The organism is Streptomyces sp. SCA2-17 (genome assembly GCF_044336695.1).
The window spans coordinates 6,912,974-6,926,763 of record NZ_CP117521.1 but is presented as its reverse complement, the minus strand read 5'-3'; the positions used below and the strand labels follow the sequence as shown (position 1 = coordinate 6,926,763).

Here is a 13,790-nt window from a genome sequence, read left to right as displayed (position 1 = left end):
GCCTATGGGATGGCCTCGTGGGCCTATTGGCGTGGATCGGACCGCGTGGGTTTAGCTGGGGCCGAACCATCGGTCCGGTCCTGTTGAACGGAGCAACACGTCATGGACGATCCCTCTCCACGGCCTCGTCGGTACGATGATCAATCTCTGAGAGGTGAGGAACCACCCATGAAGATCGCCGATTTCCCCGCGTCGGCGGCGCGGGCCAGTGTGGCCGCCGCCGTGACGGAGGACAGGGCCGCCGACGACATCACCACCTTGTGGAGCGTCCCGGCCGATCTGATCGCCACCGCCGAGATCAGCACCCGCCGGCCCGGTGTCGCCGCCGGACTGCCCGTGGTCCACGAAGTCTTCGCCCAGACCGACCCGGAGGTCGAGGTGGAGACTCTGGTCGCGGACGGCGAGCGGGTGCAGGCCGGGGACGTCCTGGTGCGGCTGACCGGACCGGCTCGCAGCCTGATCACCGCCGAGCGCACGGTGCTGAACTTCCTCCAGCGCCTGTGCGGCATCGCCACGGTCACCGACGGCTTCGTCCAAGCCGTGGCCGGAACCCCGGCGCGGATCCTGGACACCCGCAAGACCGCCCCGGGGCTGCGGGCGCTGGACAAGTACGCCGTCACCGTGGGCGGTGGCAGCAACCACCGGCTCACCCTGGCGGCGATGGTCCTGCTGAAGGAGAACCACATCACCGCCGCGGGCGGGGTGACCGCGGCGATCCACGCGATCCGGAAGGGAATGGCCGATTCCGGGATGAGCGTGCCGATCGACGTCGAAGTGCAGACCGTCGCGCAGGCCCGCGAAGCCATGGAAGCGGGAGCCGGCTGGCTCATGCTCGACAACATGGAGGTGGACGACATCGAAGAAGTGATGCGCATGAGGGCCGGCCGTTCCGGCGGTTCGGAGATCCTCCTGGAGGCCTCCGGCAACGTCACCCTGGACCGGGTTCGCGCCCTTGCCGATGCCGGCGTCGACCTCATCTCGATCGGCGCCCTGACGCACAGCGCGCCCGCGCTCGACCTGACGATGCTGATCACGATGGACGCGGTGCCATGCCCGAGGTGACGATCATCGATGCGTGCCGGCGGCTGGGCCAGGGCGGCAGTCCGACCGCCGTTCTCGACGACGCGCCCTTCACCGATGCCGAGCGACGGCGCATCCCTGCGGCGACAGGCACCTCGCACGCGGTCTTCATCGCTGCGGTGGACGGCGAGGATCAGGCTCGGCCGTCGTACCGGCTCCGGTTCTTCACCAGCGAAGGCGAGTTGCCCGCCTGCGGTCACGGCACGGTCGCCGCACTGGCGCTGCTTGCTCTGCGCCACAGCGGCGACGCCGATTACCGGGCCGCGCTGCACACCACAGGTCGCGTATTCGAAGGCTGGGCGAAGCGAGAACACGACGGCCTGACGGCCACTTTCGACCCGGGCCCGATCAGCCTGCGGGAGGCCGGGGAACCCGAACTCCGGGCCATCGCGACCGCCCTCGGCCTGACGAGCAAAGACCTTCCCGACGGCGCCTGCGTGGCCTCACCCGGCCGGCCACGGCTCCTGATACCCGTGCGATCGCGCACCGTGCTGGCCGAACTCCGTCCGGACTTCACGGCGCTGCGCCATGCCTGTGACCGCTACGGACTGCTGGGCTGCTACGCCTACTCGATCCCCGATGCGGGCGGCCGGGCGGCGGCCCGGATGTTCGCCCCGTCGATCGGCGTCCCCGAGGATGCCGCCAACGCCAACAGCACCGCATGCCTGGCCGCGTATCTCGCCGATCAGGGCGTCACCGGCATCGCGGTCGACATGGGCGATCACCTCGGCCACCCGTCCACGATCATCGCCAACGCACAACGCAGCGCGTCCGGCACCCTGATCCGCCTGGGCGGCGCCGCAGGAATCGCGCGCGCCGTCCGCATTCCCCGGCTCGGCTGACACGAAGGCGACTCGCGGTGGCCGGCAGACCAGCGAGGACGGCCGCGACGCTCCTCCGAGACCAACCCGTACACCAGATGCACTCATCCCCACACTGGAGGTTTCCATGCCCAAGGGCTACTGGGTCAGCGTCTACCGCACCATTTCAGACCCTGAGAAGCTGGCTGCTTACGACGAGCTGGCCCCTCTGGCCGTCGAGCCCGGGGGCGGCCGGACCCTCGTCTGCGGCGGTCGGGTCGTGGCGTATGACGCCGGAATCGCCGAGCGCACCGTCCTGGTCGAGTTCGACAGCTTCGAGCAGGCCGTCGCGGCGCGCGAGAGCGCGGCCTACCAGGAGGCGCTGGTCGCCCTCTCCGAGGGCGTCGAGCGCGACTTCCGCATCGTCGAAGGCCTCGACTGACCGAGGTCCGGTCGGATGCCACCGTCCCGCCGCAGGTGGAATCACACGTCCAGGTGACTACTTGCCGGGCGGCCGGCGTTCAGCAGTCGTAGCGGTACGAGAAAGGCATGCCGGGGCAGGTGGGGCAGGTGGGGCAGACGAAGAAGTACATGCCACCGAGGCCGCCCATCTCCATGCCGTGACCGATGGCGTCGAAGACCGCGGGGTCGGCCTCGGTCCGCCACGACGGCTCCTGGCCGTCGGCCCGGTGCTCATCGAGGGGGAGCCACCGTCCGTAGCCCGGTTCGGTGGCGGTGATGCTCAGGAGGTGTTCCATGCGCCGGCCGCAGGCACAGTCCGGCCAGTTGGGCGGCTGGGTCCATCCCGGGTAGCCGCCGACCTTGCTCTGGATGGTGGTGGCGACGTCCCAGTACGAAGAGCCGAGTCTCTCCTCGAACGCCTCGAAGCGTCCCTCCAGAGTCTGAGAGAGGCCCGGAGGCATGTCCCAGTTCGGGTACTCCACCGCCTTGGTCGGCGAGACCGTGGACGGCTGGGGCACGAACTCCTCTTCGTACTCGTACGGCCGCGGCGGCTCCGTCAGTATCCCCGCTCCTGCCGCGGTGATCTCGTGTTCGCTGCGCCAGTACAGCTCCGGCCGTGCGGCCGGCACGTCCCCTTCGTGGATCAACGGGCACCACAGGATCTGCAGGACGTCCCGGCCCGGCGGGAACAGCAGCTCGGGCACGTCCCGCGCATACAACTGCGCGACGGGCACCATCGCCACGGGCTCCGGCCCGACCACGTCGACAGGCTTGCGCAGCGGCTTCCAGTGATCCGGCTCGGAGCACGTGGGCCACGACTCGTCGGCCGGCCACAGCAGCGGGCCGCCGATGGAACTGTCGTACACGCCCGGGGCCCCGCTGCGGGGGTACAGCAAGGTGGTCTCCCGGGCGAGACCGGCGAGCTCGGGTATGAGCTCCTCCACGTTGCAGGGAGCCGGAGGAAGTCTGCGGGCCATGATGTGCTGGTGCTCCTGGTTCGGACGGCATCGTCCTGTGTGTCGCTGCCGTCGGATGTTTCGATGATCGATCGTGGTGCGGCCCGGGCGGAGGCCGGCACCTGGTACCTGGTGCCTGGCGATAAAGGGCGGTGGCAGGCCGCCCTCTGCCTACGGCCTCTCCTGCCGGATCGGCAACGGATCAGCACATCGTCAGACCGACAGACGGTAGCCCAGGTCACCGAAGGCCACGTGGTCGCCGGGGCCGACGCGTACGGAGCCGGCGATGCGCAGGCCGTTGACGTACGTGCCGTTGCGGGAGCCGAGGTCCGTCAGACGCCAGCCGTGGTCGAGCCAGCGGAGTTCCGCGTGCCGGCGGGAGACCGTGTCGTCCGCGAGGCGCAGGTCGGAGACCGGGGCCCGGCCGATGGTCAGCGGCTTCGTGCCGGGCTCGGGGAGCCGGAGGCCGGGGAGTCGCGCGCCGCGCCATGCTCCGCGCACACCGGCTCCGAAGGAGGACAGGCGGCCCACCATCCGCAGGACGAAGTCCGAGAACCGCCCGCGGGCAGGGAGGTCGGCCATGGCGAGCTCGATCTCGGCACTGGTGCGGGCGGTCAGGACGAGGTCCATGCGACGCATGAACGTGTCGTGGGAAAGCCTGCCGTCGCCGGTGCCGTCGCGCAGGATCGCCAGGGCCCGCTCCCGGTCGGCCTCGGAAGGCCGTGTCACGCGCGTACGGAACTCAGAAGACGCCATAAAGGTGATTCTCGGGTTCTCGGACCGCCCTGTCCACAACATCATTGACTCGCCCACCACCCAGCGGCCATCGAGCCGCGCCAACGGCCCTAAAGACATGGCCGTTTCCCTCATCCGCTGATGGAAACTCAGGCACTCCGTCCTCCCTCCCCCCCCCGGGGCCGGGCGCCTCGGTCAGCGGCGCGACGTGGTGCGCCGCGGCGGCGCGATGCGTACCGGCTTTTCTTCGGGCGCGTTCTCGATGTCGTCGAGCTGGGCGACGATCGTGTTCCGCAGGTCGTCGTAGTCATCGAAGCGGTAGTCGTGGAACAGCGTGTAGCCCGTCCACATCAGGTTGGCGCACACCCGGGCCGGCACCCGGCCGGTCTGCGCGCCCATGCCGACCAGGGCCACCGACTCGATGCTGCCCGGCGCCTCCTCGTTGCGCCGGTGGATCGCCTGGAACGCGGCGGCGCACGCCAGGGCCACGTTCAGGGTCTCGCTGACGTTCTCCGAGGAGTGTTCCATCGTGGGCGTCGATATCAGGAACTTCGGATTGACCGCTCCGGACGGAACGCACACGGCGCTTCCCACCGGAAGGCTTCCCTCGTACTGATCCCGGATCGCCCGCTGCACGCGCAATTGGATGCCCGCTCCGAGATACCGCTTGATGGCCGCGTCGACACCGCCGTCCATCCGGCCCCGGGAGTTGGTCGGGGTGACCCAGGCGTCGGCCTTCTCATCGATGATCGAGCCCTTGCGGATCTCGATCCCGGGGGTGCCGGCGAACGCCGCCCGCCACGCCTCCACCACCGACGCGTTGAGGTCGGTCAGCACCACCTTCAGCGACGACTGCGCACGGTCCATGGTCATGCTCCACTCCGATCGGGAATACGGCCCATCAATCGTCGATGACGCTACCGCGCCCCACTGACAAGGGCGTTCCGGCCGGGGGCCGCTGTCAGACCCGCTCGGTATAACAGTCGGGTCCAGCACAGCTGTGAGGTCCGTCGGGCATCCGACGGGCTCCCACGAACCCCGGAGTTCCGTCACCATGAGCGATGCCCACCTCCCCTCGACGCCCGCCACGCCCGACCCGAGCGACCCGCTGGCCCTCGCCGAGCTGTTCAAGGGCGGCGGTGAGCCGTGGCTTCCGCTGCTGAAGCCGGTCATCGAGGCGCAGCCGGACGCGGCCGCGTTCATCGGTCCGGGCCGCGCCCCGGAGGTCGTCCCCGTCCGCGAACTGACCTTCCAGGCGCTCAAGCCCAACCCGCCGCACAAGTGGAAGGTCGTCGTCTTCGGTCAGAACCCGTACCCGCGGCCGGAGAGCGCGACCGGCATCGCCATGTTCGACAACACCTTCCACGACTGGAAGGACAGCCAGTTCGGCAGGGTCGTCAGCATCCGCTGCATCATCAAGGCGGCGGCGATGTGGAAGTACGGCATACCCAAGAAGACTCCGATCGCCGACGTTCGCGCGCTGCTGAAGGAGCAGGAGACCGTCCAGCCGCCGGAGTGGTTCCAGGCGATGCTCACGCAGGGCGTCCTGCTGCTGAACTCCGCGCTCACCGCCAGCAGCAGCGGAGGCAGGGGTGCCGATGCCGATCTGCACTCCGCGTTCTGGCGTCCGGTCGCCGAGCGGATCGTCGAGGAGATCCTCAAGGCCAAGCAGAACGCCGGCGAAGAGGACCGCGGTGTCGTCTTCGCGTGGTGGGGAGCCCACGCACGCAGCCTCAAGAAGGTCGTCCTCCGGCTCCAGGAGAAGTACCCGGACGTCGAGGTCCGGCACATCGACCACCCCAACCCCGCCGCGCAGGGCGACATTTTCTGTGAAGGCGAGCATTTCGGCGTCGTGAACGCGGCCCTCGCATCACTGGGCGCCGACGAGATCGACTGGCTGCCGAGCAAGGGGTGGAACCAGCGCGCGGCGGAGGACGGCCGGGCGGACGGCGGTGTCGCCGCACGCATGGGTGCCTTCATCGCCTCCACGATGGAACTGCACCAGCTGTACCTCGACCGGCTCGCCGGCGTAAAGGACGAGGGGCTCGCCCTCCCCGCGATCACCGGTGTGTTCGACACCCCGCTCATGGGCTTCCGCGATGCCGCCGCACCGGTCGCCGAGCTGCTGTCCGGACTCAACCGGCATGTCTTGCTGTCGCATGAATTCGGCAAGAGGCGGGCGGACGAGGCGGCACGCAACGGCAACCTGGACGCCGATGCGATCGCCGCCCTCCACCTCTATACGTGCGAGTCCGCGTTCTACCGGGAGATCAACGCCGTCCTGCGCTCCCCGGACCGGGCCAGGGTCGTGCCGTACCTGCCGTACCTGCGGCTGCTGTTCTCGGCGGTGTCGAGGCTTCCCGCCCGTACGGAGCCGCTGTGGCGCGGTGTGGCGCTGGACCTGCGGGCGCAGTACCCGCTCGGCCGGACCGTGACCTGGTGGGGTGTGTCCTCGTGCACGTCCAAGCTCGGCGTGGCACGGGGCTTCCTCGGCAGCCGCGGCAAGCGGATGCTCTTCGAGGTGACCCCCGCCCGCGCGGTGGGCATCCGCAACTTCTCCGCGTTCACGGACGAGGAGGAATTCATCCTCCCGCCGGGCACGCAGTTCAAGGTGACGGACGTGACGACCGAGCGCAGTGGTTTGTGCACGGTGAAGCTGACCGAGCTGGAAGAGCAGACCTTGGTGTCCTGAGCGGGGTCGGGGACCGCTAGGGTCGCTTACGCCACCAGTCCACCGTCGCCCTGACCTGCTCGTCCACGGCGGTGGCTCGTACGGCGAACTCGGCTTCGTACGCGCTCGAGTCGACGACGAAGGGACGGTCGAACTGGTAGCGGATCTCCCTCAGTTCGCGGATCAGCGGGGAGAACACCGACGCGAGGCCCAGCGCGGCCGGGGAGATTTTACGCACCGCGACCGGTCCCGTTCCGGATCGGGCGGCAAGGCGGTCCACCATCTCGCGGGTGGACAGCGCGGGCGCCGTCGGGACGTGCCAGGCCCTCCCCCACGCGCGCTCCTCGCCCGCGACCTCGGCCAGGGCCCTGGCCACGTCGGGAAGGTAGGTCCAGCTGTGCGGGGCGTCCGGATCACCGAGCGCGGAGACGGGCTTGCCGCGCAGCAGGCGTGGCATGACCCGGGCAGCCAGGTGCCCGCCGTCGGTGACGCCGGGGCCGAAGAAGTCCGAGGCCCGTACCTCGACGGCCTTGATGCGGCCCTGCTCGTGCAGCGCCTGTGCCTGCTCCCAGACCGTGGCGCGCACCCGTCCCTTGGTGCCCTTCGCCGCGAGGGGAAGGTTTTCGGTCATGGGACCGTCCACCGGGCCGTAGCCGTAGAGGTTGCCCAGCATCACCAGGACGGCGCCGGTCGCCTCGGCCGCCGCGCAGAGCGAGCCGGCCAGGGGCGGCCAGTCGGCCGCCCAGCGGTGGTAGGGCGGTGCGGCGCAGCTGTAGATCGCGGCCGCGCCCTGCGACACCTCGATCAGCTGCTTGCTGTCCGTCGCGTCCAGCGCGACGTGCTCGATGCCGGGTTCCGGGCTCCGGCCTGACTTGGTGACGACCCGTACCGCATGGCCTTTCTCGGCCAGCAGCCGAGCGGTGGCCGCCCCGGCGGCCCCGAATCCCACAACCACATAAAGACTCACCTGCGCACACTAGCGCGAGCGTGCCCTGTTCCTGATTCCTGGTGCCCGGTATGCCGCCCCTGCCCCTGCTGGCCCGATCTTGCGCAAAGCTGGCCCCGCCGACGCTTTTCGGCCAAGGCCCCTCTGCCAAGAATGACTCCGACCTCATCCGTTGCCGGCGATCAGGCAGCGGATGCCCTTACCCGCCGAGGAGTAGCCATGGCCCTGGAAATGCGCGACCGCTGCGAACGATGTGAGAGCGCCGTGCTGATGGCGGACTCGCCCGCCCGCATCTGCTCGCACGAGTGCACGTTCTGCGTACCGTGCAGCGATGCCATGAACGACGTGTGCCCCAACTGCGGCGGCGAACTCGTGGCACGCCCCCGCCGCATTCCGGCCCCTGCCACACCATAAGCGACGGGGCGCGCGGCACCGCCTTCGTCCTCATCACCCCCGTCCCACAGGGGCGAAACTCCTCGATGGCCCCTCCACTCAATCGAGTGGAGGGGCCACGCAGGTTGCGCGGCCGCCTGCGTTCCGTTCTCACCGCCACGACGGCTTCCCTGACCGTGCTCTTCACCTTGGCGGTGGCCGTCTCCGCGGCACTGCTCGCCCAGCGGCCGGGTGGGCACGATGGCCACTGCCTGCGGGGCCATCACCGAGGTCGTCGCCTGGTGTTCGCTGGTCGCGCTGCTCACGACGGCCCGGGGCACGGTCCGGCCCACCATGCCCCGCGACCTCCCTCCGGAGCTGCGGCTGCCCCTGGAAGCCCCGTTCCAGTACACGGGCGCGCTGCTCATTCCGTTCTCTTCGCCCTCACGGGGCTCTCCGACCGGCGAAGTCTTCACGGCCATGCTCTGACCGCGCTTCTGGCCACGGCATCCGTCGATCCCCTGGTACGAGCTCTCACCGCCCAATCCTCCGCCAGGCACGCGTATCTGCCTGCGCAGGCGGCCGCCCCTGAGCGGTCGGCGAACGCCAGTGGTGAGCGGGTCACGCGAACCTCCCCGGATGAGCCGGCCCGTTGAGTTGAGTTCAGTCGAATTCAACGGAAATACGCCATTCCTCCCGCCGGAACGACCTGATTCGGACGGATCCGGCTGCTGAGACGCATGTCCGTTCACCTGCACAGGCCTTGTCGATCACAGTGGCACGTACGCACAACCGTACGAAGGGAATGACGACATGACGACGTACCAGCAGCCCGCTCCGCTGTCCTTCACCGCCGACCGACTCGCGGGCCAGGTGATCCTGGTGACCGGGGCGTCCAGCGGCATCGGTGCCGCCGCGGTCCGCCGGTTCGCCGCCGAGGGCGCACACGTCGCGGCAGCCGCCCGCCGCGAGGACCGGCTCACCGCGCTGGCCGGCGAACTCAAGCGGGAAGGGCACGACGTGCTGCCCCTGCGGTGCGACGTGACCGACGAGCATTCCATGGCGGCGGCCGTCGACGAGACGGTACGGGTCTTCGGACGGATCGACGGGGCGTTCAACAACGCCGGTGTGCCGGGGGCCGGCAAACGGCTGCACGAGGTGGACACGGCGCACTTCGACAAGGTCGTCGCGACCCATCTGCGCGGATCGTTCCTGTCGATGAAGTACGAGATCCCGGCCATGCTGGACACGGCCGGCGGCGGCTCGATCGTGCTCTGCTCGTCGACCGCCGGTCTCGCGGGGAGCGCCTACGCGAGCGACTACTCGGCCGCCAAGTTCGCCCTCGCCGGCCTGCTGAAGAGCGCGGCCCTCGACTACGCGCGCGACGGCATCCGGATCAACGCCGTCGCCCCGGGCCTGACCCGCTCGGAAATGCTGGATAACTGGCTGACGACCGACGAAGCACGCGCCGAGCAGGCGTCGCACTTCCCGATGAACGGCATAGCCGACCCGGATGACATGGCGCGCGCCGCGCTCTTCCTGCTCTCCGACGAATCCCGGTGGACCACCGGCACCGTCCTGGCCTGCGACGGCGGCCTCACGGCCGGCTAGCCGGCAGCCGGTGGTGGCGTCGCGAGTGGAACTTAATTACGTTGACGCCGCCACCACCTCCCCTCTACGTTGCATAACGCCCTGTTGTCGTCGATCGGAGTAGGACGTTGCTCGTCTGAGGTCTTGAGCCACCGCGCTACGCAGCAGCGCCTTAACGCCGCCGCTGCCCGCGTTCCGTGTGCGACCTCGACGCATTGAGCCGTCCCCCTCCCGCCGATGCAGGGATTCCCTTTCCTGCCTCTCGTCGGTTCTGGTCGCCCTGCGGTGCTCGCCCCCGCCCCGGCGTTGTCCCCGGACACCTTTCCAGCGACGATTACGACGATTACGAGGCCCACTTGTCTACTTCTCCTGCTTTCATCACCTGCTCATCGCTCTCCTACACCTGGCCGGACGGCACGACCGTCTTCGACGGCCTTCAGGTCGCCTTCGGGCCCGGGAAAACCGGCCTCATCGGCCTCAACGGCTCGGGAAAGTCGACCCTGGTGAAGCTGATCACCGGAGAGCTCACTCCCGCCGAGGGCTCGGTGCGCGTCGCCGGCGAGATCGGGTACCTGCCGCAGAACACCACGCTCGACACCTCGCTCCGCGTCGAGGACGTCCTCGGCATTGCCGCCACCCGCGCCGCCCTGCACGCCATCGAGGCGGGCGACGTCCGCGAGGAGCACTTCGCTGCGGTCGGCGACGACTGGGACGTCGAGGAGCGCGCCACGGCGACGCTCGCCGGGCTGGGCCTGGGCGGCATCGGTCTGGACCGCACCATCGGCGAGGTGTCGGGCGGGGAGTCGGTCCTGCTGCGCCTGGCCGCGCTGCTGCTGCGCCGTCCCGACGTGCTCCTGCTGGACGAGCCGACCAACAACCTCGACCTGTCCGCGCGCCGGCGCCTGTACGCGGTTGTCGAGGCCTGGTCCGGCGTCATGGTCGTGGTCAGCCACGACCGTGAGCTCCTCGACCGGGTCGACCAGATCGCCGAACTGCGGGCGGGCGAGGTCTCCTGGTACGGAGGCAACTTCTCGGCGTACGAGGAGGCCCTCGCCGCCGAACAGGACGCGGCCGAACGGCTGGTGCGGGTCGCCGAGTCCGACCTGCGCAAGCAGAAGCGCGAACTGGCGGACGCCCAGGTCAAGCTCGCCCGCCGCAAGCGGTACGGCCAGAAGATGTGGGACAGCAAGCGCGAGCCCAAGATCGTCATGGGCGAGCGCAAGCGCCAGGCCCAGGCCTCCGCGGGCAAGCACCGCATCATGCACGAGGAGAAGCTGGCCGAGGCGAAGGAGCGGCTCGGCAAGGCGGAGGAGGCCGTGCGCGACGACGACGAGATCCGCGTCGACCTCCCCCACACGGCAGTGCCGCACGGCCGCTCCGTCCTCGCGCTGCGCGATCTCCACCTGAAGTACGGGGCACGGGTCGACGGCGAGTTCGAGCTGCGCGGCCCCGAGAGGATCGCCCTCATCGGCCGCAACGGCGCGGGCAAGACGACGCTCCTGCGGACGATCGCCGGCGAGCTGGAGGCGCTCTCCGGGGAGGCCGTGGTGCACGTGCCTCTGCGGTTCCTGCCGCAGCGCCTCGACGTGCTCGACGAGGAGCTGACGGTCGCCGGCAACGTGGCGCGTTTCGCACCCGGCGCCACCGGCAACCGGATCAGGGCCCAGCTGGCCCGGTTCCTGTTCAAGGGGGCACGGGCTGACCAGAACGCCGGGACCTTGTCGGGCGGAGAGCGCTTCCGGGCCGCTCTGGCGGCCCTGATGCTCGCCGAGCCCGCCCCGCAGCTGCTGATGCTGGACGAACCGACGAACAACCTGGACATGGCAAGCATCCGCCAGCTCGCCACGGCCCTGGATTCGTACGAAGGCGCACTGATCGTGGCCAGCCACGACATCCGCTTTCTGGAATCCATCGCTATTACGCGCTGGCTGCGACTGGACGGCGAACTTCAGGACACGTCGGCCGAGGAGGTGCGGGCGGAAATGGCTACGTAAATTCCCATTCGGCGGACCGCGGTGTTTGCAGCAGGCGTGTACGGCAACGCGGGAGGGGAAACCACCGCCACTGCGAAAGGGGCCCCCGTGGTCGCCGTCGCTCTCCTCCTGCCCCCTTTGATGTTGTGCGTGGTGCTCGCCCTGGGCCGCTACGAGGAACGAATGCTGAGCGGCTCCGCGGCCGAACGCCCTGAACAGGCCCCGCGCCGCCGCCTGCGAGCCGTCCCCGGGCTTTCCGGTGAGGGGCCCGCCTCGCGTCAGGAGCCGGCCCCGCCGGCCGGCCGGGCGCCGTCCGCCGGGCCGTTCGCCAGGGGCAGGGGCAAGCACGCCGCCTGAGCAGTTCCGTGCAGGTGGGTCCGTACGGGTGTATGCGTACGGACCCGCCTGCACGGCTTCTCCCCGGCTCAGGCCGGCGAGGGCGGGAGTTCGCACAGGGCGATGCCCGGCTCCAGCAGGCTGCCGAGTACGAGGGTGCCTTCGTGTTCGTACACGCTGGTGATCATCCTGTAGCCGGTGCCGTGCCGTCCCAGGTCGTGGGTGATGCGACCGCCGGCGTCGACGCCGATGAGGCGCGCGACACGGCGTGGGGGCACACGCAGGCGGGCCGCCGCGGCAGCCGCGCCGCGCCGTACGGCCGCGGGCGCGCGGTGGAGCCATTCGAGGGGCGCCGTGCGGGGCGCGGCCAGGGCGGTCCAGAGGGTCCCGTCGGCGCTGCGGGAGAGGTTGTCGGGGAAGCCCGGCAGATCGCCGGTCAGGGTGTCACGCGCGCCTGACCGGGGGCCGGTGAGCCGGAGGCGGATGAGCCGGTACGCGCCGGTTTCGGCCACGGCGACGTAGGACTCGTCGGCCGACAGGGCCACCCCGTTCGCGAACTGGAGATCGTCGAGGAGCACCTCGGGTTCACGCTCGCCCGGCCGGAGGCGCAGCAGCCGGCCGGTGCCGGAGTGCTCGACGATGTCGGCCTGCCAGTCGCCCAGCCCGTACCGCAGGCTGGAGGCGGTGAAGTAGAGGGTGCCGTCCGCGGCGGCGGTCACGTTGCTGCAGAACTTCAGGGGGGTGCCCGCCACCGAGTCCACGAGCACCTCGGTCCGGGCTCGCGTCGCCCCTCCGTCCCCAGGAGTGATGCGGAGCAGCCCCCGTTCCGCGTCGCAGACGAGGATCCGGCCGTCGGGCAGTGTCTCCAGTCCGAGCGGCCTGCCGCCCGTCCGGGCGATCTCCTCGACCCGCGCGCCGCTGCGCGGGCCGGGCAGGGTGATCCGCCGGATCCGGCCGTCGCCGGTGCCGGTGAGCACCCGCCCGGCGTCATCGACGACGACGTCCTCCGGCCCCGTTCCCCCGATGCGGAGCATGCGCAGGGGCGGCAGCGGCCGGAGCGGCGTAGCACGGGCGGCAGTGGCTGGGCGCCTCATGAAGCCTCCGGCTTACGCCGGGCGCGGAGGCACCGGGAGAACTCCTCGGCGTACGGGAGGATCACCCCGGCACAGATCACCGCGCCGAGCCCGGCGAGGTACTTCGCGGACAGCGGCCTGTCCTTGGGCATGAGGGCCCAGTCCTGGGCGCCCGGCCCGCCGCGCAGCGCCGCGCGGACCTCGTCGGCGTGCAGGCAGGCGGTGAACGCCATTGCCGACAGGGGCAGCACTTCCAGGAAGCTGTGGATGTGCTGCTCCACGGGGCGCACTTCGCGCTCCGCCGTGGCCAGGCTGACGTCGTAGAGGGCCGTGGCGCCGTGGGCGACGGCGGCCCCTCCCATCACGGAGAGGACGAGCGGGTTGATCCTGGCCAGGAGTCCCATCGCGACGGGGATACCGGCCTCGGTCATCATCAGCGCGTGGACGGCGGATTCCTTCACGCCGCTCGTGTGCTCGATGCGGGTCTTCTTGTGCATCCACCAGTCGGCGACCGCGGGGACGACCCACAGCGGGAGCGCCCCGTAGAGCAGGAAGCGCCGGTTGGCGTCCTCGACGGTGGTGGAGCGGGCCGGGACGGAGAGGTCGCGTCCGCGGCGCCAGTGCTGCCAGGTGCGGACGAAGGTCGTGCCGGAGCGAGCCATGGAAGCCTCCGGGGAGAAGAGGGTCGGGCGAAACGGCGGACCGGCCGCGGTGCCGGTCGGGTGCCGTGGGCGGCGGTGCGCGGTATGACGATCAGACCGCCACACGCGTATACGTCTACCCCCTCGTCCCCTGC

Annotated in this window: 15 protein-coding genes; 9 read left to right on the top strand and 6 right to left on the bottom strand. The window is 70.3% G+C overall.

Annotation, left to right across the window (positions count from 1 at the left end; all coding sequences use genetic code 11):
* Window positions 1–168: 168 nt before the first annotated feature.
* From nadC to PS271_RS30635, 3 genes are all read left to right on the top strand, one after another.
* The gene (nadC, locus tag PS271_RS30645; protein ID WP_398386415.1) at window positions 169–1,062 is read left to right on the top strand and encodes a carboxylating nicotinate-nucleotide diphosphorylase; all 894 of its coding nucleotides are present in this window, start codon (window positions 169–171) and stop codon (window positions 1,060–1,062) included.
* Entirely contained in the window at window positions 1,050–1,922 is an 873-nt protein-coding gene (locus tag PS271_RS30640; protein ID WP_398386414.1) for a PhzF family phenazine biosynthesis protein, read from the top strand. The genes nadC and PS271_RS30640 overlap by 13 nt, the downstream gene beginning before the upstream one ends.
* A gap of 106 nt (window positions 1,923–2,028) precedes the next feature.
* Window positions 2,029–2,322 carry a DUF1330 domain-containing protein gene (locus PS271_RS30635; RefSeq protein ID WP_398386413.1) on the top strand — a complete coding sequence of 98 codons (294 nt, stop codon included), beginning with the start codon at window positions 2,029–2,031 and terminating at the stop codon, window positions 2,320–2,322.
* Window positions 2,323–2,401: 79 nt separating this feature from the next.
* Here the strand turns inward: PS271_RS30635 and PS271_RS30630 are convergent, their stop codons facing one another.
* The 3 genes from PS271_RS30630 to PS271_RS30620 form a co-directional block, all read right to left on the bottom strand.
* On the bottom strand, window positions 2,402–3,319 hold the full coding sequence (locus PS271_RS30630; RefSeq protein WP_398386412.1) for a YwqG family protein: 918 nt from the start codon (window positions 3,317–3,319) through the stop codon (window positions 2,402–2,404).
* A gap of 192 nt (window positions 3,320–3,511) precedes the next feature.
* Window positions 3,512–4,027 (bottom strand): FHA domain-containing protein, encoded by a 516-nt coding sequence (locus PS271_RS30625; protein ID WP_435844880.1) that lies wholly within the window; start codon window positions 4,025–4,027, stop codon window positions 3,512–3,514.
* 201 nt (window positions 4,028–4,228) lie between these two features.
* Window positions 4,229–4,906, bottom strand: a complete 678-nt coding sequence (locus PS271_RS30620) for a macro domain-containing protein (RefSeq protein ID WP_398386411.1) — start codon at window positions 4,904–4,906, stop codon at window positions 4,229–4,231.
* 181 nt (window positions 4,907–5,087) lie between these two features.
* Here PS271_RS30620 and PS271_RS30615 point away from each other — a divergent pair, with 181 nt between their 5' ends.
* The gene (locus PS271_RS30615; RefSeq protein WP_398386410.1) at window positions 5,088–6,725 is read left to right on the top strand and encodes an ADP-ribosyltransferase domain-containing protein; all 1,638 of its coding nucleotides are present in this window, start codon (window positions 5,088–5,090) and stop codon (window positions 6,723–6,725) included.
* A gap of 16 nt (window positions 6,726–6,741) precedes the next feature.
* Here PS271_RS30615 and PS271_RS30610 read toward each other — a convergent pair whose 3' ends face one another.
* Window positions 6,742–7,671 (bottom strand): NAD-dependent epimerase/dehydratase family protein, encoded by a 930-nt coding sequence (locus tag PS271_RS30610; protein ID WP_398386409.1) that lies wholly within the window; start codon window positions 7,669–7,671, stop codon window positions 6,742–6,744.
* Window positions 7,672–7,869: 198 nt separating this feature from the next.
* On the opposite strand from PS271_RS30610, the gene PS271_RS30605 reads away from it, so the two are divergent.
* The 5 genes from PS271_RS30605 to PS271_RS30585 all read left to right on the top strand — a co-directional run bounded on the left by PS271_RS30605 (window position 7,870) and on the right by PS271_RS30585 (window position 11,942).
* On the top strand, window positions 7,870–8,064 hold the full coding sequence (locus tag PS271_RS30605) for a DUF1272 domain-containing protein (protein WP_398386407.1): 195 nt from the start codon (window positions 7,870–7,872) through the stop codon (window positions 8,062–8,064).
* 219 nt (window positions 8,065–8,283) lie between these two features.
* A complete protein-coding gene (locus PS271_RS30600) occupies window positions 8,284–8,511 on the top strand; it encodes a hypothetical protein (RefSeq protein WP_398386405.1) in 228 nt (75 codons plus the stop codon).
* A gap of 324 nt (window positions 8,512–8,835) precedes the next feature.
* Window positions 8,836–9,633: an SDR family NAD(P)-dependent oxidoreductase gene (locus tag PS271_RS30595; protein WP_398386404.1), complete on the top strand. Its 798-nt coding sequence runs from the start codon at window positions 8,836–8,838 to the stop codon at window positions 9,631–9,633.
* A 335-nt stretch (window positions 9,634–9,968) separates the two neighbouring features.
* Complete coding sequence (locus tag PS271_RS30590; RefSeq protein ID WP_398386403.1) at window positions 9,969–11,606, top strand: ABC-F family ATP-binding cassette domain-containing protein; 1,638 nt, start codon at window positions 9,969–9,971, stop codon at window positions 11,604–11,606.
* 87 nt (window positions 11,607–11,693) lie between these two features.
* Entirely contained in the window at window positions 11,694–11,942 is a 249-nt protein-coding gene (locus PS271_RS30585; RefSeq protein WP_398386402.1) for a hypothetical protein, read from the top strand.
* A 68-nt stretch (window positions 11,943–12,010) separates the two neighbouring features.
* On the opposite strand, the gene PS271_RS30580 is transcribed toward PS271_RS30585, so the two are convergent.
* Window positions 12,011–13,015 carry an SMP-30/gluconolactonase/LRE family protein gene (locus PS271_RS30580; protein ID WP_398386401.1) on the bottom strand — a complete coding sequence of 335 codons (1,005 nt, stop codon included), beginning with the start codon at window positions 13,013–13,015 and terminating at the stop codon, window positions 12,011–12,013.
* Window positions 13,012–13,656 carry a diguanylate cyclase gene (locus tag PS271_RS30575; RefSeq protein WP_398386399.1) on the bottom strand — a complete coding sequence of 215 codons (645 nt, stop codon included), beginning with the start codon at window positions 13,654–13,656 and terminating at the stop codon, window positions 13,012–13,014. The genes PS271_RS30580 and PS271_RS30575 overlap by 4 nt, the downstream gene beginning before the upstream one ends.
* Window positions 13,657–13,790: the final 134 nt, after the last annotated feature.

Excerpts from the sequence above, each read along its gene's own strand:
- nadC (WP_398386415.1), top strand. The coding sequence starts at position 169 with ATGAAGATCGCCGATTTCCCCGCGTCGGCGGCGCGGGCCAGTGTGGCC.
- PS271_RS30640 (WP_398386414.1), top strand. The coding sequence starts at position 1,050 with ATGCCCGAGGTGACGATCATCGATGCGTGCCGGCGGCTGGGCCAGGGC.
- PS271_RS30635 (WP_398386413.1), top strand. The coding sequence starts at position 2,029 with ATGCCCAAGGGCTACTGGGTCAGCGTCTACCGCACCATTTCAGACCCT.
- PS271_RS30630 (WP_398386412.1), bottom strand. The coding sequence starts at position 3,319 with ATGGCCCGCAGACTTCCTCCGGCTCCCTGCAACGTGGAGGAGCTCATA.
- PS271_RS30620 (WP_398386411.1), bottom strand. The coding sequence starts at position 4,906 with ATGACCATGGACCGTGCGCAGTCGTCGCTGAAGGTGGTGCTGACCGAC.
- PS271_RS30615 (WP_398386410.1), top strand. The coding sequence starts at position 5,088 with ATGAGCGATGCCCACCTCCCCTCGACGCCCGCCACGCCCGACCCGAGC.
- PS271_RS30605 (WP_398386407.1), top strand. The coding sequence starts at position 7,870 with ATGGCCCTGGAAATGCGCGACCGCTGCGAACGATGTGAGAGCGCCGTG.
- PS271_RS30600 (WP_398386405.1), top strand. The coding sequence starts at position 8,284 with ATGGCCACTGCCTGCGGGGCCATCACCGAGGTCGTCGCCTGGTGTTCG.
- PS271_RS30595 (WP_398386404.1), top strand. The coding sequence starts at position 8,836 with ATGACGACGTACCAGCAGCCCGCTCCGCTGTCCTTCACCGCCGACCGA.
- PS271_RS30580 (WP_398386401.1), bottom strand. The coding sequence starts at position 13,015 with ATGAGGCGCCCAGCCACTGCCGCCCGTGCTACGCCGCTCCGGCCGCTG.
- PS271_RS30575 (WP_398386399.1), bottom strand. The coding sequence starts at position 13,656 with ATGGCTCGCTCCGGCACGACCTTCGTCCGCACCTGGCAGCACTGGCGC.